Origin of the sequence: Cellulomonas fimi ATCC 484 (assembly GCF_000212695.1) — a bacterium.
GTDB classification, from domain to species: domain Bacteria; phylum Actinomycetota; class Actinomycetes; order Actinomycetales; family Cellulomonadaceae; genus Cellulomonas; species Cellulomonas fimi.
The window spans coordinates 2,721,592-2,743,025 of the sequence record NC_015514.1 but is presented as its reverse complement, the minus strand read 5'-3'; the positions used below and the strand labels follow the sequence as shown (position 1 = coordinate 2,743,025).

Here is a 21,434-nt window from a genome sequence, read left to right as displayed (position 1 = left end):
CGGGGTCGGCGCCGTGCCGCGCGTGAACAGCGTCTGGCGGCTCCTGCGGGCCCGCACGCTGCGCCGCGCGCGGTCGTGGCCGCGAGCCTGGCGACGCTCGCTGCAGTTCCGCGTGATCGCCTCGACGCTCGCGATCGGGCTGCTCGCGCTCGCGGGCGTCGGCGGGTACGTGGGGGAGCGGATGCGCGAGGGGCTGTTCAACGCGCGCCGCGACCAGGTGCTCGGCGAGAGCGCCCGCAGCACGCGGCAGGCGCAGGACACGTTCGACTCGGCCACCGCGACCACGGGCACGGAGGTGCGGCGCCTGCTGCGCGACGTCGTCGCGGCGCAGCGCACGGGCACGTCGGGCGAGCGCGAGGTCTTCCTGCTGCGCGCACCGGGTCAGACGTCGCCGGTCGCGGGCGGCGCGGCGGCGTCCGACGGCTCGCTGCTCGACCTGGTGAGCGACGACCTGCGCGTCGCGACCGCCACGGGCGGGCAGCACTGGCAGTCCGTCGGGGTGCGCGCCGACGGCGGCCGGCTCGAGCCCGCGATCCTCGTCGGGCAGGACGTCCAGGTGCCCGCGGTCGGCACGTACCAGCTGTTCTTCCTGTACAGCCTGCAGGCCGAGCAGGACCGCCTGGACTTCCTGCAGCGCACCCTCGCGCTGGCGGGCGTGGTCCTCGTCGCGCTGCTGGGGTCGATGACGTGGCTGGTCACGCGGCAGACCGTGCACCCCGTGCGGCGTGCCGCGCAGGTCGCGGAGCGGCTCGCCGACGGCCACCTCTCGGAGCGCCTGCCGGAGCGCGGCGAGGACGAGATGGCGACGCTCGCACACTCCTTCAACGAGATGGCGGCGAGCCTGCAGGACCAGATCCACCGCATGGAGGAGCTCTCGGCGCTGCAGCGCCGCTTCGTGTCCGACGTCTCGCACGAGCTGCGCACGCCGCTCACCACCATCCGCATGGCGGGGGAGATCCTCTACTCCGCGCGCGAGGACTTCGACCCCGCGACGAAGCGGTCCGCAGAGCTGCTGCAGACGCAGCTCGACCGGTTCGAGGACCTGCTGGCCGACCTGCTCGAGATCAGCCGGTTCGACGCGGGCGCGGCCGTGCTCGACGTCGAGGGGCGCGACGTGCGGGACGTGGTCGTGCGCGCCGTCGACCTCGCCGCGCCGCTGGCCGAGCGCAAGGGGTCGTGGCTGCGCGTCGTCGTGCCCGAGGACCGCTGCGTCGCGGACATCGACCCGCGCCGCGTGGAACGGGTGCTGCGCAACCTGCTGGTGAACGCCGTCGAGCACGCGGAGGGGACGCCGGTCGAGGTCACGGTCGCGGCCGACGCGCACGCGGTCGCGGTGACGGTGCGCGACCACGGCGTCGGCATGACGCCCGTCGAGGCCGAGCACGTCTTCGACCGGTTCTGGCGCGCCGATCCCGCGCGGGCGCGCACCACGGGCGGGACGGGCCTGGGTCTGGCCATCTCGCTCGAGGACGCCCACCTGCACGGCGGGTGGCTCGAGGCGTGGGGCCGCCCGGCGCGTGGCGCGTGCTTCCGGCTCACGCTGCCGCGCCGCGCCGGCATCCACCTCGCGTCGTCCCCGCTGCCCCTGGAGCCGGTCGACGCGGTCCCGCCCGACCCGGTGCGTCACCCGGTCGAGCGGCCGCGCACGGACCCCGCGGCGCTCCCCGACCTCGGGGACCCGGGCGGGGACGTCGAGCGTGACGCGCCGCACGAGGCGTCGCGCTCGGTGGGCGTCGACGTGCACCCGGTGGTCGGGCAGGCCGGTCCGCAGGGAGCGGTCCGGTGACCGCCCTGCGCGCCCCGCGCGCCCCTCGCCTGGTCGGTGCCCTCCTGGCCGCGTGCGTGCTGCTGCTCGCCGCGTGCACGGCGATGCCCACGTCGGGTCCCGTGCAGCAGGGCGACGGGCGCGTCGACGAGCCGTCGGGCATCGACGTCCTCGCGGAGGGGCCCCGGCCCGACGCGGCACCGGTCGAGATCGTCGAGCGCTTCCTCGTCGCGGGCTCGGCCGGGTTCCGGGACAACTTCGTCGTCGCCCGGCAGTACCTCGCGGGCGAGGCCCGCTCCGAGTGGGAGCCGCTGGCCGGCGTGGTCGTCTCGGGCGCGCTCGAGCTCACGGAGATCTCCGCCGCGCAGGTGCAGGTCGACGTGCCGGTCGTCGCGCGGGTCGACCGCGACGGCCGCTACTCCGAGGCCCCCGCGGGGGCCGAGACCGCCCTGACGTACGTGCTCGTGCAGGACGACGACGGGCAGTGGCGCATCGTGGACGCGCCGGACGGGCTCGTCGTCCCCGTCGACGACTTCGAGGTCTTCTTCCGGCAGACCGCGCTCTACTTCCTCTCGCCGGACGAGACGTTCCTCGTCCCGGAGCTGCGCTGGCTGCCGGCCCGCAACCTGCCGACGTACGTCGCGAGCGCGCTGCTCGCCGGCCCGTCGCCGTGGCTGCGCGACGCGGTGCACACCGCGGTCCCCGAGGGGGTCCAGCTCAAGCCCGAGGCCGTCGACGTGGACGACGACGGTGTGGCGCACGTGGGCCTGTACTCGGCGCGCGCGGCGGACGTGCTCGACGCCGACCGGCCGCTGCTGCTCGCCCAGCTCGAGCGCTCGCTGCTCGAGCTGTCGGGCGTCGGGGGCGTGGAGGTGAGCGTGGGTAGCGTCTCGCTCGAGGGCGCCGCGACCCTGAGCCAGGGCACCCCCGCGGGCACCGCGCTCGAGCTGCTGCAGGACGGCGCGCTCGTGCAGCTCGGCCAGGACGGCGTGGTGCCCGTCGAGGGCGTGAGCCTGGAGGGCGTCGCCGACCCGCGCCACCCTGCGCGGGACGAGAGCGGCGACGTGCGCGTGGTGCTGTCGGGCACGAGCCGGCTGGTCACCGTGCCGACCGAGACCGAGCCGAGCACGCTGCTGTACGCGGGGACGGCGCTCTCCCCGCCGTCGGTCGACCGGTTCGGGTTCGCCTGGACGGCCGACGCGGACGCGGGCGTGGTCGCGGCCCGGGCCGGCTCGGAGCCGGTGCACGTGGGCGCCGACTGGCTCGAGGGCCGGACGGTCCGCGCCCTGCGCGTGGCGCGGGACGGGGTGCGGGTCGCGGTGGTCTCGCAGGGCGAGGACGGCGTCGCGGTCGAGCTCGCGGCGGTCGTGCGCGACCGGCGCGGCGTGCCGCAGGGGTTCGGGGAGCCGGTGCGGGTGGGGACGCCGCTGGCGGACGCGACCGCGGTCGTGTGGGTCGACGAGGCGACGCTCGGCGTCCTGGGGGGCGAGGCGGGCGAGAACCGGGTGCACCTGGTGCCGCTCGCGGGCGAGACCACGGCGCTGCCCGACGTGCCGGGTCTGGTCTCGCTGTCGGGCGGTCGCACGCCGTACGTCGCGACGAGCGACGGCTCGTTGCTCAAGCTCGTCGGGTCGTCGTGGGTGCGGGTGCCGGACGTGACAGGGGCGTCCGACCCGGCGTTCGCGGGCTGAGCCGGACGACCGCCGCGCCGGGCGTCGTGGCGGCGCGCCGAGCCGTCCCCAGCCCCGCAGGCCGTGCACTCGTCCCCGGACGGCCGGTGTCGGCGGTCGTCGCCCCGCGGGCAGGGTGTGATCGACGCGTGCCGCCGTCCACGCTCTCCGTCCTCGCCCGCGACCTGCTGGGGCTCGTGCTGCCCGTCGCGTGCGGCGGGTGCGGGCTGCCCGACGTGCCGTGGTGCGACGGGTGCGACGCGCTGCTCGCGGGCCCGCCGTGGCGGTGCGAGGAGCGCGCCGGACGTCTCGACACGCTCGGGGGCGCGGCCCCGTTCCCCGTGTGGACGCTCACGGACAACCTCGGGCCGGCCCGCGCGGCCGTCGTGGCGTGGAAGGACGGCGGCCGGCTCTACCTCACGTCGCACCTGGCCCGGGCCCTCACCGCCGCTGCGTGGGAGGTGCGCCCGGTCCTCGGTCCCGGACCGGTGCTGCTCGTCGCCGTGCCGTCGGCCGCGGCGGCGCGGCGCCGCCGCGGCGCGTGGGTGGTCGACGACCTCGCCCGCGGCGTCGCCCGTGCGCTGGCCCCGACGCGCCGGGACGTGCTGCGCGTGCCCGCGCTGCGCCGGCGGGGACGGGCCCGTGACCAGGTCGGCCTCGGCGTGCGCGACCGCGGACGCAACCTCGAGGGCCGCGTCGTGGCGACGCGCCGGGGCCGCCGGACGCTGCCGGGTGCCACGGTGCTGCTCCTCGACGACGTCCTCACGACGGGGGCGAGCCTCGCCGCGTCCGCGGCGGCCGTGCGAGCCGCAGGAGGACGGGTGGCCGGCGCCCTGACGCTCGCGTCGACCCCCGCGCCCGGCACCTCGAGCGTCGCAGGGGCCGATTCGTCCGGGTCGTCCGGTGCGCGTGTCCGCCGGTCGGGCGTGGATTGGGTCGCCGGCGCGTCGCGGGGTTAGCGTGGGTTCCTGAGCCGACGGCGCAGCGGGATGCCGGTCCTCGTCGAGGACGGACCCCCGTGGCGCGGGAGGAGGTGACGCCGCCCGACTGTCCCCCCGGGACAGCAGAACAGCATGTCGCCGGGCGGCCGCGAGCCGCCCCAGACCTCCCAGGAGGCTCACATGGAGATCGTGGTTGCAGGCCGGCACACCGAGGTGCTCCCGAAGTACCGGGCACACCTCGAGCAGAAGCTCGCGAAGGTCGAGCAGCTGGCCCCCCGCGCGCAGCGGATCGACGTCCTCGTCTCGCACGAGGCCAACCCTCGTCAGTCCGGCAGCTGTGAGCGTGTCGAGCTCACCGTCGTCGACAAGGGTCCCGTCATCCGCGCCGAGGCGTGCGCCGACGACCGGTACGCCGCGCTCGACCTGGCGCTCGGCAAGCTGCTCGAGCGCCTGCGCCGATCACGCGACCGTCGCAAGGACCACCGCAACCACACTCCGCTCGCCCCGGTCGACGTCCGCCCCCACGAGGAGGCCGAGGAACCGGTCGCGGCGCCCGTCACGCAGGTCGACGGTGCCGTCGAGACGACGCTGGGCGACTCGCCCGTCGTCATCCGCGAGAAGGTGCACGCGGCCCTGCCGATGACGGTCGACGACGCGCTGTACGAGATGGAGCTCGTGGGCCACGACTTCTACCTGTTCATCGACGCCGAGACCGCCCAGCCGGCCGTCGCGTACCGCCGCCGCGGCTGGAGCTACGGCGTCATCAAGCTCGACACGGCCGTCCGCACGGCCGCCCCCGAGACGGCCGCCGTCGGCGGCTGACCCGACTCACGACGCCCGGCGGCCCGCCCCGGTCGCCGGGCGTCGTCGCGTCCGGGGCGCGGCCGGCGGGGGTGTCGGTGCCGGGCGCCATGATGGGCGGGTGCGCGCCGCCGACCTCCCCGCCGCGACCGAGTCGCTGTCGCTGTCCCAGGCCCGACGCGTCGCGCTGCGTGCGCAGGGTCTCGACGTGCCCCGTGCGGCACGGACCGGGCCGGCGACGATGCGGCACCTGCAGCAGGTCGTCGACCGCCTCGGGCTGCTCCAGATCGACTCCGTGAACGTGCTCGCGCGTGCGCACCTCATGCCGACGTTCTCCCGCGTCGGACCGTACGACCCGGCGCTGCTGGACCGGGCGGCGGGTCGCGCGCCCCGCCGGCTCGTGGAGGCCTGGGCGCACCAGGCGTCGTACGTGCCGCCGGAGACGTTCCGGCTGCTGGGGTGGCGGCAGCGCGCGTACCGCACGGAGGCGTGGGGCTCGATCGCGCAGGTCCCGCTGCAGCACGCGCCGGCGCTCGCGGAGGTCCGCGCCCTCATCGCCGACCGCGGCCCGCTCACCGCGAGCGAGGTGCAGACGCGGTTCGAGGCGGAGCACCCGACCACGCGCGACGAGTGGGGCTGGAACTGGTCCGTCGCCAAGCGCGTCCTGGAGTTCCTGTTCTTCACAGGTGAGGTCACCTCGGCGGGCCGCAACCCCGCGTTCGAGCGCCGCTACGACCTCGCGGAACGGGTGCTGCCCGCGGACGTCCTGGCTGCGCCCGAGCCGGACGACGCGACCGCCGTGCGCCGGCTCGTCGAGATCTCCGCACGCGCGCACGGGATCGGGACGCTCGGCTGCCTCGCGGACTACTTCCGCCTGTCGCAGCGCAGCGCCGCGACGGCGGCCGCCGAGCTCGTCGAGGAGGGCGTGCTCGTGCCCGTCCGGGTCGCGGGCTGGGAGGCCCGCCCGGTGTTCCGGCACCGGGACGCCACGCTGCCCCGCTCGGCGCGCGGCGCGGCGCTGCTGAGCCCTTTCGACCCGCTCGTCTTCGAGCGCCGCCGCCTCGAGGAGCTGTTCGGGCTGCGCTACCGCATCGAGATCTACGTGCCCGAGCCGAAGCGCGTGTGGGGCTACTACGTGCTGCCGTTCCTCCTCGGCGAGGAGCTGCCGGCGCTCGTCGACCTCAAGGCCGACCGGGCCGCGAGCGCCCTGCGGGTCGTCGCCGCGCACGGCAGCCCGGGCGCGGACCGGCTCCCCGACGGCACGCTCGACGCGCTCGCCGCCGAGCTGCGCCTCGTCGCGACGTGGCTCGGGCTCGACGACGTCGTCGTCGGCGCGCCCGACGGGACGCTGCGCGGCGCGCTCGCCGTACCCCTGCGGCACGCCTCGGCCGCCGCGTGACGCGGCGCGTCGACTTCGCGCTCGTCGCCGCGGCGGGGGTGCTGTGGGGGACGGGTGGGCTCGCCGGAGCGGCGGCGGGCGACGAGGGCGCGCTGCCGGCGGTCGCGGTGGCCGCGTACCGCCTGCTCGGCGGGGGAGTCGTGCTGCTGGTCGGCGCGCTGCTCCTGGACCGGTCAGGGCCCGCACGCGGATCCGGGCTGCTCGGCCGCGTGCGCGCGCTGCGGCCGACTCGCGCGCTCGTCGTGCGCGTGACAGGCACCGCGGTGCTCGCCGCGGCGTACCAGGCGGCCTACTTCGCGGCCGTCGAGAGGGCGGGCGTCGCCACCTCGACCCTGGTGGCGCTCGGTGGAGCACCCGTGCTGGTCGCGGCGGGGACGGCCGTCGCCACGCGCCGCGCGCCGTCGCGCCGCACGGTCGCAGCGATCGTGCTCGCGCTGGTCGGGCTCCTGGCGCTGGTCGGCACCTCGGGCGGGTCGGGCCCCGCGCCGCTCGCGGGAGCGGCGCTCGCGCTCGTGTCGGCCGCGTCGTTCGCCGCGATGACCGGGCTCGGGCGCCGGGAGGTGCCGGGGGCGAGCCCCGCGGCGGTCACCGGGCTGGCGTTCACGCTCGGCGGAATCCTGCTCGCCGCGGTCGCGCCGGTCCTCGGCGGGGGTCTCGCCGCCCCCGCCGACCCGGACGGGTGGTGGCTCCTCGGGTTCCTCGCGGTCGTGCCGACCGCGGCCGCGTACGGCGCCTACTTCACGGGCCTGCGCAGCGTCCCGGCGACCACCGCGAGCCTGCTCGCGCTGCTCGAGCCGCTCACCGCGAGCGTGGGCGCCGTGCTCCTGCGGGACGAGCCGTTCGGGGTGGGTGGAGTCGTCGGCGCGGTGCTCCTGGGCGCGGCCGTCCTCACCCTGCGCCCACGGAGTGGGGGGACGCCGACTACCATGGTCGGGCCCGGCCACGCGGCCGGTCAGCCAGCCGCTCCGACGCCGCGCGTGCCCGGGGCGTCCACACGTCGGGAGTAGTGCGTGCCCACGATCGTCGACAAGGTCCTGCGTCTCGGTGAGGGCCGGATCCTCAAGAAGCTGAACGGCCTCGCGCAGCAGGTCAACGCGCTGGAGGACAGCTTCACCTCCCTGTCCGACGCTGAGCTGCGCGAGGAGACGGACCGCTTCCGCGCCCGCCTGGGCGAGGGTGAGACGCTCGACGACCTGCTGCCCGAGGCGTTCGCCGCGGTCCGGGAGGCGGCGCGCCGCACGCTCGGCCAGCGGCACTTCGACGTCCAGCTCATGGGCGGAGCGGCGCTGCACCTCGGCAACATCGCCGAGATGAAGACCGGTGAGGGCAAGACGCTCGTCGCGACGGCCCCCGCCTACCTCAACGCGCTCTCCGGCAAGGGCGTGCACGTCGTCACGGTCAACGACTACCTCGCCGAGTACCAGTCCGAGCTCATGGGCCGCGTCTACCGCTTCCTGGGCCTGACGACGGGCGTGATCCTGTCGTCGCAGAACCCGACGCAGCGCCGTGAGCAGTACGCCGCCGACATCACCTACGGCACGAACAACGAGTTCGGCTTCGACTACCTGCGCGACAACATGGCGTGGAGCGTCGAGGAGCTCGTGCAGCGCGGCCACAACTTCGCGATCGTCGACGAGGTCGACTCGATCCTCATCGATGAGGCGCGCACGCCGCTCATCATCTCGGGCCCGGCGTCCGGCGACACGAACCGCTGGTACGCGGAGTTCGCGAAGGTCGTGCGGCGCCTGCAGCCCGAGCGCGACTACGAGGTCGACGAGAAGAAGCGCACGATCGGCGTGCTCGAGCCCGGCATCGAGCGGGTCGAGGACTACCTCGGCATCGACAACCTCTACGAGTCGCTCAACACGCCGCTCATCGGCTTCCTCAACAACGCCATCAAGGCGAAGGAGCTGTTCAAGCGCGACAAGGACTACGTCGTCATGAACGGCGAGGTGCTCATCGTCGACGAGCACACGGGCCGCATCCTGCCCGGCCGTCGCTACAACGAGGGCATGCACCAGGCCATCGAGGCCAAGGAGGGCGTGAACATCAAGGCGGAGAACCAGACTCTCGCCACGATCACGCTGCAGAACTACTTCCGCCTGTACTCCAAGCTCGCAGGCATGACCGGTACGGCCGAGACCGAGGCCGCGGAGTTCCAGGGCACCTACAAGCTCGGCGTCGTGCCCATCCCGACGAACCGCCCGATGCAGCGCATCGACCAGAGGGACTTCGTCTACAAGAGCGAGGACGGCAAGTTCGACGCCGTCGTCGCCGACATCGTCGAGCGCCACGCCAAGGGCCAGCCGGTCCTCGTCGGCACGACGAGCGTCGAGAAGAGCGAGCTGCTGTCGTCCAAGCTCAAGAAGCAGGGCGTCCCGCACGAGGTCCTCAACGCCAAGCAGCACGCGCGCGAGGCGGCGATCGTCGCCCAGGCGGGCCGCAAGGGCGCCGTCACGGTCGCGACGAACATGGCCGGCCGCGGCACCGACATCATGCTCGGCGGCAACGCCGAGTTCATGGCCGTCGCCGACCTCGCCGCTCGCGGGCTCGACCCGGCGGAGAATGCGGAGGAGTACGAGGCTGCCTGGCCGGGCGCGCTCGAGAAGGCCAAGAGCGCGGTCGCCGCGGAGCACGACGAGGTCGTCGAGCTGGGCGGCCTGTACGTCCTCGGCACGGAGCGCCACGAGTCGCGCCGCATCGACAACCAGCTGCGCGGCCGCTCGGGCCGTCAGGGCGACCCGGGCGAGTCCCGGTTCTACCTGTCGATGCAGGACGACCTCATGCGCCTGTTCAACTCGGGCCTCGCCGAGTCGATGATGACGCGCGCCGGCTTCCCCGAGGACATGCCGCTCGAGTCGAAGATGGTCACGCGCGGCATCCAGTCCGCGCAGGCCCAGGTCGAGTCGCGCAACTTCGAGATCCGCAAGAACGTGCTCAAGTACGACGACGTGATGTCGCGCCAGCGCGAGGTGATCTACGAGCAGCGCCGCCGCGTCCTGGAGGGCGAGGACCTGCACGAGCAGGTCAAGCACTTCCGTCGCGACGTGCTCTCGGCGTACATCGCCGGTGCGACCGTCGAGGGCCGCCCGGAGGAGTGGGACCTCGAGGCGCTGTGGACCGCGATCCGCGCCGTCTACCCGGTGTCGATCACGCCCGAGGAGGTCGTCGAGGCGGCCGGTGGCGTGACCCGCCTGACGCGCGAGCTCGTCGAGCGCGAGGTGCTGTCCGACGCCGAGCACGCGTACGCGGACCGCGAGGCGGCCGTCGGCTCCGACAACATGCGCCAGCTCGAGCGTCGCGTCACGCTCTCGGTCCTCGACCGCAAGTGGCGCGAGCACCTCTACGAGATGGACTACCTGAAGGAGGGCATCGGCCTGCGGGCGATGGCCCAGCGCGACCCTCTGGTCGAGTACCAGCGCGAGGGCTTCCACCTCTTCAACGCGATGACGGACGCCATCAAGGAGGAGACGGTCGGCTACCTGTTCAACCTGGAGGTCCAGGTCGCTCCCGCCGCCGACGAGGCGCCTGCGGCACCGGTCGTGACGGCCGACTCCGCCGCGCAGACCGCGGCGGCCGAGGGTGCGACCGCGCCTCGCAGCGTCGCCGACGGCCCCACCCCGGGTCGCCTCGTCGCCAAGGGGCTGGACGGCCCCGAGCGCCGCGTCCCGCTGCAGTACTCGGCGCCGTCGGTCGACGGCGACGCCGCACCCGTGACGCGCTCGGAGGGCGGTGCGCCCGCCGCGGGCCAGGGCGGCCAGGCCGGCTCGGGCGCGAACCGTGAGGCGCGGCGCCGCCAGCAGCGACAGCAGCGCAAGGGCTGAGCGCACCGGGCCGCGGTGCCCGGGACCGGTCAGCCGATCTCGAGCACCGTCGCCCGCCACGTCCCGCGGTGCGTCTCGAGGCGGACCGCGACGGCCCGCACGACGGGACCGTCGTCGACCACCGCGCACGCCTCGAGCGTGTGGGGGTCGACGGCGCACGCCCGGACGCGGCGCAGCTGCGGTGACCGTGCCGTCGGGCGTGCGCCGTGCACGCGCTGCGTGATCGCGGCGCGCACCTGCAGCGCGTCGAGCACGCCCGGGGTGAGCCACCGCGCGAGCTGCCCGGCGGGTCGGTGCCCTCCCAGCACCTCCACGGTGGCCAGGGCGAGCCGCCCCGCGAACGCAGCCGGGTCGGCGTCGGGCACCGCTCCGCGGTCCTCGTCGGCTGCGTCGAGCACCGGCGAGCGGTCCTGGACGCGCAGGACGTCGAGTCGCTCCGCGAGCGTCGGGACGCGCAGGTGGTGCGGGCCGGCAGCCCGCAGGACGCGGGCCGGGGCGGCCGGCCGCACGAGGCGTGCCCGCGGACCCGCGGGACGCGCGACCACCGCAGCGCGGCCCGTCGTGCCGGGCGAGGACGCCCGGTCCGGATGCGGGCGCTCGTCCGACCTCGTGGGTCTGGCGGCCTGCTCGGGCGCGGCGGTGGACGGGCCGCGTGCCGGGACACGGCGGGTCGCCCTGTCCGTCGCGTCGTCCGACGTCGCGGCGGCCGGGCCGGTCTCGGGGTGGGCGGCACCGTCCGAGGTGACAGTCGTGGACGGCTCCTCCGCGGCGGGGGCCGGCGCAGGCACGGGGCGGGTCCGGGCGGCGGCCGCGAGGGCGTGCTCCGCGGCGGAACCGAGGTCGTCGACGAGCAGCGCGGTCATCGCGCACCTCCTGCGGTCGTGGGGATGGTGAGCACCTGCCCGGGGAGCAGGACGTCGGGATCGGCACCGATGGTGGCGACGTTGGCGACGTGCCACAGCGGCCAGGTGCGGGCGATGGTGGCGTCGTCCGCACCTGCGGGCAGGTGCCGGGCCGCGAGGGACCAGAGCGTGTCGCCGGGCTGCACCACGACGGTCGCGGCCTCCGAGGTGGTCGGTGCGCCGCCGGTGGACGGTGCCGGGGCGACGTCGGCGGCCGCCGGGGCCGCCGTGGCGCTCCCGGTCCCCTGAGAGGCTCCCGCAGGGGCGCTCGGGGCGGCCGGCCCGGTGTCGGGTGCCGCGTCGGCGCGCGGCGTGTCGGACGCCTGCGACGGCGCGGTCGCCCGCGACGCGTCCTGGTCCGACGGAGCCGGTGTCGTCCCGGCGGCATCCCGGGTGCCGGGCGTCGCACCGGGCTGCCCGGTCCCGGTCGCCGCGGGGGACGCGGCCGAGCCGGCTGCGGCCGCCGTGCCGTCGGCGGGTGCGCCGACCGCACCGGTCTGCGCGGGGGACGTGCCCGTGCGCCCGGTCGGTGCCCAGCCGAGGTCGGCGGTCGGGGTCGCCGCGACCTGTGTCACGGCGACCGGCGTCGGGGTGGGAGTCACCGCGCCCGCCGCCGTCGCACCCGTCAGGCCGAGGCCCGCACCCACGGCGACGACCAGGGCGCGACGCACCAGCGCGGGAGCGGCCCGGTGCACGAGGCGCTCGCCGGCGCGCCACGACGAGCCGGCGAGCCGCGCGAGCACGCACAGGAGCGCGAGTGTCGCCGACGCCGCGAGCCAGCCGGCGACGACGGTGCCGCCGGCCGTCACGGCGGCCTCGACGACGGACTCGATCCGCCACGGGCCGGTCGCCAGGAGCTCCGCGGTGCGTCGTGCGAGGACCGTGGCGAGCACTCCCGAGGCGGCGGCGCCGCCCACGAGCCCGAGGAGCGCAGGCCCGGGCCTCCGACGACTCGCGCGGGGCGGGTCCTGACGTCCGATGCCCATCGTTGTCCTCCGTGGATCGCATTTGATGCAGTTTGGTGCATCTCGGTGAACGTAGGTGTAGTGCACCGGCGGGGCCGCCGTCCAGCGGCGTCCGCGATCCGGGTCCCGGCAGGTGCCTGCCCTACGGTGTCGACGTGCGGTGGGAAGCCCTCTTCGAGGACATGGAGGCGCAGCTCGCGGCGGCACGCGGCGCGGAGCTCCGGGCGGACGTCGCGGAGCTGACGCGTGCGGAACGCGCGACCGTCCACCTCGTCGACCGCGTCCGGTCGGCGGTCGGCGGGCCGGTGACGCTGCGGCTCGCGGCCGGTGAGCCCGTGCGCGGGGTCGTGCTCGACGCGGCGCCCCAGTGGGTCCTGCTCGACGCCGGCGGCGTGCGGCGCGCGCTCGTGCCGACCGGGGCGGTCGTGGCGGTGGGCGGGCTGCCGGCGCACGCGGCGCCGCCGGCGGGCACGGTCGAGCGCCGCCTCGGGCTGGGCCACGCGCTGCGAGCGCTCGCGCGGGACCGCGTCGTCGTGCGGGTGCGGCTCGCGTCCGGCGACGTGGCCGGCCGGGTCGAGCGGGTCGGCGCCGACCACGTCGACCTGGTCGAGGACGGCGCCCGGGCCGCCGTGCGGACGTGCTGGTCGGTCCCGTTCGCCGCGGTCCTGGTGGTCGCGAGCGGCTGACCGGACCCCTGCGCCGGGCGGTCGGGGAGGGGTTTCCCGGACGCGCGGCGCGCACGACGGGCCCGCGCGTGCGCCGGGAGCGCGGCGTGCGCCGGGAGCGCCGCGTGCGCCGGGAGCGCGGCGTGCACCGCGACGCGCGCGTGAGCTCCGCCATCGGGACGCCGCGGGTCACCCTCTCGGGTGCCGGCTGGGCCGATCGGGTGCCGTCGAGGATGCGCCGTCCGGGGGACGTGCCGGTGGCGTCTGCGGGCGGGCGTGCCGCGCGCGGGTCGGGCTCAGGCCGAGGCGTCCCCCGCGTCCGACGTCGCCCGGGCGCGTGTCTGCTCGTACATGCGCTGGATGTAGGACTCGAGCTCGGTCGCCTCGACGCGCCAGATCCCGCGCCCGCCGATCTGGATGGCCGGCAGCTCGCCCGAGCGGACCAGCGCGTACGCCTGCGGCGCCGAGATGTTGAGGATCTCGGTGACGTCGGCGAGCGTGAGGAACCTCGAGGCCATGACCGCAGTCTGGCACGCGCTGGCGCGGCGACCGGTTTGTCCACAATCCTTCCTCCGCGACCCCGTCGGACTCGGCAGGATGGGCGCCCGCGACGAGCTCGAGGACAGGGGACACATGGACACGACGACGCTGGAGCTGCCCGCGCCGGTGGCGCCACGGCTGCGCCGGCCCGGCTGGCGCGACCCTCGCCTGCTGGCCGGGATCGCGATGGTGGCGGGCTCGGTCGCGCTCGGCTCGTGGGCCGTGCGCGCCGCCCAGGCGACGGTGCCCGTCTACGTCGCCCGCGAGGCGCTCGTGCCGGGGGACAGCGTCTCGGTCGGGCGGCTCGCCGTCGTCGACGTGCGGCTCGGGACGGTCGACCTGGACCGGTACGTGCGTGCCGACGCGTCGCCGCCCGCGGACGCCGTGGTGCTCCGCACGGTCGGCGCGGGCGAGCTCGTGCCACGGCAGGCGCTCGGGGACGCCGCCGACGTCGACGTCCGCCCGGTGAGCGTCCCGCTCGACCACGCACCCTCGCGCGGCCTGGTGGTCGGTGCCTCGGTGGACCTGTGGTTCGTCCCCGAGCCGGCCGAGGAGGGGGAGGGCGACGACCCTGCCGCCGCACCGGGCGACGAGCCCCGCGAGCTCGTGGCCGGCCTCACCGTGGCGGAGGTCGAGACGCCCGACGGCGCGTTCGGCGTCGGGGGTGCGACGACCGTCCAGGTGCTCGTCCCTGCCGACCAGCTGCCCGTGGTCCTGCGCGCGCTCGCGGGCCCCGGGCGCGTCGACGTGGTGCCCGTGCCCGGCTCGGGGGCGTGAGGTGTCGGTCGGTGTGCTGTGCGCGGTCGAGGGGGCCGCGGAGTCGATCATCGTGCAGGCCGTCGAGGGGACCGGCGGTCGGCTCAGCGTGACGCGCCGCTGCGCGGACCTGTCGGAGCTCCTCGCGGCCGCGGAGGCCGGTCTGGGCCGCATCGCGGTGGTCTCCGCGGGCCTCGAGCTGCTGGACCGCGACTCGGTCGACGTCCTGCAACGGGCGGGCGTGACGGTCGTCGGGGTCGGTGACCCGTCGAGGCCCTGGCTGGCCGAGCGCCTGCGCTCGTACGGCGTCGAGGTGCCGACGGACTCGCCGCACGACGAGGCAGGAGCGGGTGCGCTGGTGCAGCGCGCGCTCGCGGCCCTCGACGCGCTCACCGGCCGGGGTCCGGCGCCGACCGTCGCCGCGCCCACGGGCCCCGAACCCGTCGGGCCGCCCGAGGACGGGCTGGTCGTGGCCGTGTGGGGCCCGACGGGCGCGCCCGGCCGCACGACGGTCGCCGTGAACCTGGCGGCCGAGCTCGCGGCGTCGGCGGGTTCCGCGCTGCTCGTGGACGCCGACACGTACGGCGGGAGCGTGGCCCAGGTCGTCGGTCTGCTCGACGAGGCGCCGGGTCTCGCGGCGGCCACCCGGGCGGCGGGACAGGGGACGCTCGACCTGCACACGCTGGCCCGGCTGGCGCCCCTGCTCGGTCCTGGCCTGCGCGTCCTGTCGGGCGTGTCCCGCCCGGACCGGTGGCCGGAGCTGCCGGCGTCGTCGCTCGACGCGGTGTGGGGCGTCGCCCGCGGGCTGGCGCGCTGGACGGTCGTCGACTGCGGCTTCTGCCTGGAGCAGGACGAGGCGCTGACGTTCGACACGCGGGCCCCGCAACGCAACGGGGCGACGCTCAGCGCGCTCGAGGCGGCGGACGTCGTGGTGGTCGTGGGCGCCGCCGACCCGGTCGGCATCCAGCGGCTCGTGCGCGGGCTCGGGGAGCTCACCGACCAGGGCCTCGGCGCCACGCGGCTCGTCGTGGTGAACCGCGTGCGCGCGTCGGTCGCGGGCCCGCGTCCCGGCGAGGCGGTCGCCCGTGCCCTGGCGCGCTACGCCGGGGTCACCGACGCGCACCTGGTCCCGGACGACCGCGCCGCGCTCGACGCGGCCCTGCTGGAGGCGAGGACCCTGCGGGAGGCCGTTCCGGGGTCGCCCGCCCGCCGCGCGCTCGCGGCGGTCGCCGCCCGGCTCCCGTCGGTCGTCGCCGCGCCCGTCCCGGCCGTGCCTGCCGCTCGCTGACCCGTCGCGCGCGGCGCACGCCGACCCGTCGCCCACAGGCGCGGTGCACACTGTCGCCATGCGCGTCTACCTGCCCGCCGTCCTCGACGACCTCGACGGGCAGGTGCTGCCCGGCGACGTGGCGCACGCCGTCACCCCGGAGCTGCGTGCGGCGTTGCCCGACGAGGACGAGGAGGGTCTGGAGTTCCTCGCGCAGCTCGCGGCCGCGGACGCCTCGCTCGCGCTGCTCGCCGCCCGCACGGACGCGCCCCGCCTCCGTCTCGTCGTCTCGGTGGACGTCGCCGAGTCCGCCGTCGCGGAGCTCGACGACCCGGGTCTCGTCCCGAGCGCGGTCGCGCTGCGCACCCCGGTCCGGCTCGCCGACGTCGTGTGCGTGCACGTGGACGAGCCCGACGCCCGGGCGGACGTCGCCGCGGTGCTCGCGGGCGACGAGGGCGCCCAGGACCGGCTCGACGAGCGTGACCTGCTCTGGTACGACGCGACGGAGCTCGTCAGGATCCCGCGCTGACGCGTCGCAGGACGCGGTGGCGGAGGTGTCGTTCGTCACGAAAGCCGCCCGCGGCGGACGCTGGTTGGACCCACCCCGGGCGACCAGGTAATGTTCTCCGCCGGTACGACGTCCGGTGGACGACGGGTCCGCCGCCTGCGGCGACCCTGGTCAGACCGGGGGTCATACCCCCATGGGGTATGGTGTAATTGGCAGCACGACTGATTCTGGTTCAGTTAGTCTAGGTTCGAGTCCTGGTACCCCAGCGCGAGCACCGCTGACCCGGTGGTCCGAGTCCCTCGGAAGATCGGGTAGAGTGTTCACTCGGTAAGCGCGGCCCACGGGTCGCGCGCGCTGATAGGCCCCCGTTGTGTAGCGGCCTAGCACGCCGCCCTCTCACGGCGGTAGCGCCGGTTCGAATCCGGTCGGGGGTACGTCAAGGCCCGGTCACCTCGGTGACCGGGCCTTCGTCGTTCCCGCGGTCCCGCACGCGTTCCCGTGGTCCCGCACACCTCGACGGCGAGCCTCGTGCGCCGGGCCCGGCCGTGCCGGACGGCTGCGGTGCCCGGTCCGGCGGGCGCCCGCGAGCGACTGCCGGCGGCGACGCGTGGACCCCCTCGCGGCCGGCTCGCGAGGGGGTCCAGGACGACTCGGGACGGGTCACTCGGCGGTGCGGCGCAGCACCTCGGTGAGACGGTTGGCGGCGGACACGACGGCCGCCGCGTGCAGGCGACCGGGCTGGCGGGACAGGCGCTCCAGCGGCCCGGAGACGGACACGGCGGCCACGACGCGACCCGAGGGTCCACGGACGGGGGCCGACACGGACGCCACGCCGACCTCGCGCTCCGACACCGACTGCGCCCAGCCGCGGCGGCGGACGCCGGACAGGATCGTGGCGGTGAACTTGGCGCCCTGCAGCCCGCGGTGCAGGCGGTCGGGCTCCTCCCACGCGAGCAGGATCTGCGCGGCGGAGCCGGCCTGCATCGTCAGCGTCGCGCCGACGGGGATCGAGCAGCGCAGCCCGATGGGACGTTCGGCGGCGGCCTCGCAGATGCGCATGTCGCCCTGGCGGCGGTACAGCTGCGCCGACTTGCCCGTGTGGTCGCGCAGCGCGGCCAGCACGGGGCTGGCGGCGGCGAGCAGGCGGTCCTCTCCGGCGGCCGTCGCGAGCTCGGACAGTCGCGGGCCGAGCACGAACCGGCCCTGCATGTCGCGGGCGACGAGCCGGTGGTGCTCGAGGGCGACGGCAAGGCGGTGGGCGGTGGGGCGGGCAAGATGGGTGGCGGTCACGAGCTGTGCGAGCGTCGCCGGTCCGGCCTCGAGGGCGCTGAGGACCGACGCGGCCTTGTCCAGGACGCCGACTCCGCTAGAGTTGTCCATAGGTCGATATTGGCGTCTCGAAGGCTGAGATGCAAGCAGATCGGCTCCCGAACCGGGAACACCCCCCACCCGGACGACAAGAAGAGGACCGAAGACATGGCCGGCACGTTGGCGGAGAAGGTCTGGGACGCGCACGTCGTGCGACGTGGCACGGACGGTGCGCCCGACCTCCTCTACATCGACCTCCACCTCGTGCACGAGGTCACGAGCCCGCAGGCGTTCGAGGGGCTGCGCCTCGCCGGCCGCCCCGTGCGCCGCCCGGACCTCACGCTCGCCACCGAGGACCACAACACGCCGACGCTCGACATCGACCAGCCGATCGCGGACACCACGAGCCGCACGCAGATCGAGACGCTGCGCCGCAACGCCGCCGAGTTCGGCGTGCGCATCCACTCGCTCGGCGACGCCGACCAGGGCATCGTGCACCAGGTCGGCCCGCAGCTCGGGCTCACGCAGCCCGGCCTGACGGTCGTCTGCGGCGACTCCCACACGTCGACGCACGGTGCGTTCGGCGCGCTCGCGTTCGGCATCGGCACGAGCGAGGTCGAGCACGTCCTCGCGACCCAGACGCTGCCGCTCGCCCCGTTCAAGACCATGGCGATCACGGTCGACGGCCAGCTCCCGCCCGGGGCGACGAGCAAGGACATCATCCTCGCGATCATCGCCAAGATCGGGACCGGCGGCGGTCAGGGCTACGTCCTGGAGTACCGCGGCGAGGCGATCCGCTCGCTGTCGATGGAAGCCCGCATGACGATCTGCAACATGTCGATCGAGGCGGGCGCGCGCGCCGGGATGATCGCGCCCGACGAGACGACCTTCGAGTACCTCAAGGGCCGCCCGCACGCGCCCGAGGGTGCCGACTGGGACGCCGCCGTCGCGTACTGGCGCACGCTGCGCTCCGACGACGACGCGCAGTTCGACGCCGAGGTCGTCCTCCAGGCGTCCGACCTCGAGCCGTTCGTCACGTGGGGCACGAACCCCGGCCAGGGCCTGCCCCTGTCGGGTGCGGTCCCGGTCCCCGAGGAGATCGCGGACGCCAACGAGCGGGTCGCCGCCGAGCGGGCGATCGAGTACATGGGCCTGACCCCCGGCCAGCCGCTGCGCGAGATCAAGGTCGACACGGTCTTCATCGGCTCGTGCACCAACGGCCGCATCGAGGACCTGCGCTCGGTCGCCAAGGTCGTGCGGGGCAAGAAGAAGGCCGACGACGTGCGCGTCCTCGTCGTCCCGGCCTCGGCGCGCGTGCGGCTGCAGGCTGAGGCCGAGGGCCTGGACAAGGTCTTCCTCGACTTCGGCGCCGAGTGGCGCAACGCCGGGTGCTCGATGTGCCTCGGCATGAACCCCGACCAGCTCGCACCGGGGGAGCGCTCGGCGTCGACGTCGAACCGCAACTTCGAGGGTCGCCAGGGCAAGGGCGGGCGCACCCACCTCGTCTCGCCGCTCGTCGCCGCGGCGACCGCGATCCGCGGCACGCTCTCCTCGGTCGCCGACCTCGGCGAGGACGCGTCGACGATCGACGGCAGCCCGCTCACGGACCTCCAGACGGTCTGACCCCGACCCCGCGAACCCGAGAAGGACACGTCATGGAGAAGTTCACCCAGCACACCGGCGTCGGCGTCCCGCTGCGGCGCAGCAACGTCGACACCGACCAGATCATCCCGGCCGTCTACCTCAAGCGCGTGACCCGCACGGGCTTCGAGGACGCGCTGTTCGCCGCCTGGCGCGGGGACCCGGAGTTCGTCCTCAACCAGGACGCGTACCGCAGCGGCTCGGTGCTCGTCGCCGGCCCGGACTTCGGCACGGGCTCGTCGCGCGAGCACGCCGTCTGGGCGCTCAAGGACTACGGCTTCAAGGTCGTCGTCTCGGCCCGGTTCGCGGACATCTTCCGCGGCAACTCCGGCAAGCAGGGGCTGCTCGCCGCGCAGGCCGCGCAGGAGGACATCGAGCTCATCTGGAAGATCCTCGAGACGCGGCCGGGCACCGAGGTCACGGTCGACCTGGAGTCGAAGACCCTCACGTGCGACGACGTCGTGGTGCCGTTCCACGTCGACGACTACACGCGCTGGCGGCTGCTCGAGGGCCTCGACGACATCGGCCTGACGCTGCAGCACGCCGACGAGATCACGGCCTTCGAGGAGACCCGCGAGCCGTGGCGCCCGCGGACGCTGCCGGCGAAGCACCTGCCCCCGGTCGAGATCCAGGCGGCGCGGCCCGTGCCGGTCACGATCGGCCGCCGCGACTGACCCACGCCGTCGCGGCACGCCGCGACGGCGCCCGGCGAGAGCCGGTGGTCCACCCGAGCAGGGGTGGGTCACCGGCTCTCGCCGTCCCGTCGCCCGGGCGGAGGACGTCGACGTGGCGCGGTCGGGCGACATCGTCGCCCGAAAGGGACGAACGTCACGCATCCCCGCGATCCGGTGGCTACCGTGAGCCCGAAGGGCACGCTCGTCGCGGGGGAGACGGGCGTGCGGCGCGTCGACGACGACCGGGGTCCCGGCCGGCACGTCCCGGGTGAGGGGAAGAAGGCAGGACCCGCGGCGGTTGACCAGGCGGGACGCGCCGGGCGGGTCAGCCCGGGACCGGCGCGCGACCGACGGCAGCACGCACGGACCGACGCGTGCGGCGGCCGGCGGGGGATGTGAAGGTTTGGGGCCGGGCGGTGCGACGCGCCGCCGGACGGTCAGGAGCACGCCCGTGCGTGGGAGACGATGAGGACCATGAGCGATCTGCTGTACGTCAACGGTGGCACCCCGCTGTCCGGCGAGATCACCGTGCGCGGTGCGAAGAACTTCGTCTCGAAGGCGATGGTCGCGGCCCTGCTCGGCGAGACGCCGAGCGTGCTGCGCAACGTGCCGCAGATCCGCGACGTGGGCGTCGTGACCGGCCTGCTCGAGCTGCACGGCGTCAAGGTCGACGCCGACGCCGACGCCGGCACGCTGCGCCTGGACCCGACCGACGTCGAGAGCGCGCACGTCGCGGACATCGACGCGCACGCCGGCTCGAGCCGCATCCCGATCCTGTTCTGCGGCCCGCTGCTGCACCGGCTCGGCGAGGCGTTCATCCCCGACCTGGGCGGCTGCCGCATCGGCGACCGGCCCATCAACTACCACCTCGACATCCTGCGGCAGTTCGGCGCGGTCGTGGACAAGCAGGACAACGGCATCCACATCCGCGCGCCGCGCCGCCTGCAGGGCACCAAGATCGCTCTGCCGTACCCCAGCGTCGGCGCGACCGAGCAGCTGCTGCTCACGGCCGTCCGCGCGGAGGGCATCACGGAGCTGTCGGGCGCCGCGATCGAGCCCGAGATCATGGACCTCATCAACGTCCTGCAGAAGATGGGCGCGATCATCTCGGTCGACACGGACCGCGTGATCCGCATCGAGGGCGTCGAGCGGCTCGTCGGGTTCCAGCACACCGCGCTCGCGGACCGCATCGAGGCGGCCTCCTGGGCGTCGGCGGCGCTGGCGACGGGCGGCGACGTGTACGTGCGCGGCGCGACGCAGCCCGAGATGACGACGTTCCTCAACACGTTCCGCAAGGTCGGCGGCGAGTTCCACGTGGACGACGACGGCATCCGGTTCTTCCACCCCGGCGGCGACCTGCGCTCGATCACGCTCGAGACGGACGTGCACCCCGGCTTCATGACGGACTGGCAGCAGCCGCTCGTCGTCGCCCTCACGCAGGCCAAGGGCCTGTCGATCGTCCACGAGACGGTGTACGAGAACCGGTTCGGCTTCGTCGACGCGCTCGTCGGCATGGGCGCGACGATCCAGGTCTACAAGGAGTGCCTCGGCGGCCGCCCGTGCCGGTTCGGCCAGCGGAACTTCTTCCACTCGGCCGTCATCAGCGGCCCGACGCCGCTCGCCGCTGCGGACATCGTGGTGCCCGACCTGCGTGGCGGGTTCTCGCACCTCATCGCCGCGCTGACCGCGAAGGGCACGTCGGCGGTCCGGGGCATCAGCCTCATCGACCGCGGCTACGAGCGCTTCACGCAGAAGCTCGAGGCCCTGGGCGCGGAGTTCAGCCGGGACTGAGGTCCCGGTAGCATCCC

At 75.3% G+C, this 21,434-nt stretch carries 18 protein-coding genes and 2 tRNA genes; 16 read left to right on the top strand and 4 right to left on the bottom strand.

From position 1 onward, the window contains the following. Positions 1–13: 13 nt before the first annotated feature. The 7 genes from mtrB (at position 14) to secA (ending at position 10,400) form a co-directional block, all read left to right on the top strand. Positions 14–1,786, top strand: a complete 1,773-nt coding sequence (mtrB, locus tag CELF_RS12485) for an MtrAB system histidine kinase MtrB (RefSeq protein WP_013771624.1) — start codon at positions 14–16, stop codon at positions 1,784–1,786. Further along, positions 1,783–3,456 (top strand): LpqB family beta-propeller domain-containing protein, encoded by a 1,674-nt coding sequence (locus tag CELF_RS12480; RefSeq protein WP_013771623.1) that lies wholly within the window; start codon positions 1,783–1,785, stop codon positions 3,454–3,456. The genes mtrB and CELF_RS12480 overlap by 4 nt, the downstream gene beginning before the upstream one ends. Before the next feature lie 128 nt (positions 3,457–3,584). Continuing rightward, a complete protein-coding gene (locus tag CELF_RS12475; protein ID WP_174302268.1) occupies positions 3,585–4,394 on the top strand; it encodes a ComF family protein in 810 nt (269 codons plus the stop codon). Positions 4,395–4,556: 162 nt separating this feature from the next. Continuing rightward, positions 4,557–5,198 (top strand): ribosome hibernation-promoting factor, HPF/YfiA family, encoded by a 642-nt coding sequence (gene hpf / locus CELF_RS12470; protein ID WP_013771621.1) that lies wholly within the window; start codon positions 4,557–4,559, stop codon positions 5,196–5,198. A gap of 100 nt (positions 5,199–5,298) precedes the next feature. After that, on the top strand, positions 5,299–6,576 hold the full coding sequence (locus CELF_RS12465) for a winged helix-turn-helix domain-containing protein (RefSeq protein ID WP_013771620.1): 1,278 nt from the start codon (positions 5,299–5,301) through the stop codon (positions 6,574–6,576). Further along, on the top strand, positions 6,573–7,583 hold the full coding sequence (locus tag CELF_RS12460) for a DMT family transporter (protein ID WP_013771619.1): 1,011 nt from the start codon (positions 6,573–6,575) through the stop codon (positions 7,581–7,583). The genes CELF_RS12465 and CELF_RS12460 overlap by 4 nt, the downstream gene beginning before the upstream one ends. Before the next feature lie 3 nt (positions 7,584–7,586). Next, positions 7,587–10,400 (top strand): preprotein translocase subunit SecA, encoded by a 2,814-nt coding sequence (gene secA, locus CELF_RS12455; protein WP_013771618.1) that lies wholly within the window; start codon positions 7,587–7,589, stop codon positions 10,398–10,400. 29 nt (positions 10,401–10,429) lie between these two features. Here secA and CELF_RS19560 read toward each other — a convergent pair whose 3' ends face one another. Beyond that, positions 10,430–11,263, bottom strand: coding sequence for an Rv3235 family protein (locus tag CELF_RS19560; RefSeq protein ID WP_013771617.1), 834 nt, complete (start codon positions 11,261–11,263; stop codon positions 10,430–10,432). Then, complete coding sequence (locus tag CELF_RS19555; RefSeq protein WP_013771616.1) at positions 11,260–12,288, bottom strand: LysM peptidoglycan-binding domain-containing protein; 1,029 nt, start codon at positions 12,286–12,288, stop codon at positions 11,260–11,262. The genes CELF_RS19560 and CELF_RS19555 overlap by 4 nt, the downstream gene beginning before the upstream one ends. A 134-nt stretch (positions 12,289–12,422) precedes the next feature. Here CELF_RS19555 and CELF_RS12440 point away from each other — a divergent pair, with 134 nt between their 5' ends. After that, a complete protein-coding gene (locus tag CELF_RS12440; RefSeq protein WP_013771615.1) occupies positions 12,423–12,953 on the top strand; it encodes a hypothetical protein in 531 nt (176 codons plus the stop codon). 275 nt (positions 12,954–13,228) lie between these two features. On the opposite strand, the gene CELF_RS12435 is transcribed toward CELF_RS12440, so the two are convergent. After that, positions 13,229–13,450 (bottom strand): helix-turn-helix domain-containing protein, encoded by a 222-nt coding sequence (locus CELF_RS12435; protein WP_013771614.1) that lies wholly within the window; start codon positions 13,448–13,450, stop codon positions 13,229–13,231. Between the two features lie 115 nt (positions 13,451–13,565). Between CELF_RS12435 and CELF_RS12430 the strand changes: the two genes are divergently transcribed. The 5 genes from CELF_RS12430 (at position 13,566) to CELF_RS12410 (ending at position 16,437) form a co-directional block, all read left to right on the top strand. Next, complete coding sequence (locus CELF_RS12430; RefSeq protein WP_041553481.1) at positions 13,566–14,249, top strand: hypothetical protein; 684 nt, start codon at positions 13,566–13,568, stop codon at positions 14,247–14,249. Position 14,250: 1 nt separating this feature from the next. Beyond that, positions 14,251–15,516 (top strand): CpaE/TadZ family protein, encoded by a 1,266-nt coding sequence (locus CELF_RS12425; RefSeq protein ID WP_013771612.1) that lies wholly within the window; start codon positions 14,251–14,253, stop codon positions 15,514–15,516. A gap of 58 nt (positions 15,517–15,574) precedes the next feature. Next, a complete protein-coding gene (locus tag CELF_RS12420; RefSeq protein ID WP_013771611.1) occupies positions 15,575–16,024 on the top strand; it encodes a DUF6912 family protein in 450 nt (149 codons plus the stop codon). Between the two features lie 173 nt (positions 16,025–16,197). Next, positions 16,198–16,269 (top strand) — tRNA-Gln (locus CELF_RS12415). 95 nt (positions 16,270–16,364) lie between these two features. Then, positions 16,365–16,437, top strand: a tRNA-Glu gene (locus tag CELF_RS12410). Positions 16,438–16,663: 226 nt separating this feature from the next. Here CELF_RS12410 and CELF_RS12405 read toward each other — a convergent pair. After that, entirely contained in the window at positions 16,664–17,383 is a 720-nt protein-coding gene (locus tag CELF_RS12405) for an IclR family transcriptional regulator (RefSeq protein ID WP_013771610.1), read from the bottom strand. Positions 17,384–17,479: 96 nt separating this feature from the next. Here CELF_RS12405 and leuC point away from each other — a divergent pair, with 96 nt between their 5' ends. The 3 genes from leuC (at position 17,480) to murA (ending at position 21,417) form a co-directional block, all read left to right on the top strand. Further along, complete coding sequence (gene leuC / locus CELF_RS12400) at positions 17,480–18,934, top strand: 3-isopropylmalate dehydratase large subunit (RefSeq protein ID WP_013771609.1); 1,455 nt, start codon at positions 17,480–17,482, stop codon at positions 18,932–18,934. A gap of 32 nt (positions 18,935–18,966) precedes the next feature. Next, positions 18,967–19,626 carry a 3-isopropylmalate dehydratase small subunit gene (leuD, locus tag CELF_RS12395; RefSeq protein ID WP_013771608.1) on the top strand — a complete coding sequence of 220 codons (660 nt, stop codon included), beginning with the start codon at positions 18,967–18,969 and terminating at the stop codon, positions 19,624–19,626. Positions 19,627–20,100: 474 nt separating this feature from the next. Further along, positions 20,101–21,417, top strand: coding sequence for a UDP-N-acetylglucosamine 1-carboxyvinyltransferase (gene murA / locus CELF_RS12385; protein WP_013771607.1), 1,317 nt, complete (start codon positions 20,101–20,103; stop codon positions 21,415–21,417). Positions 21,418–21,434 lie beyond the last annotated feature (17 nt).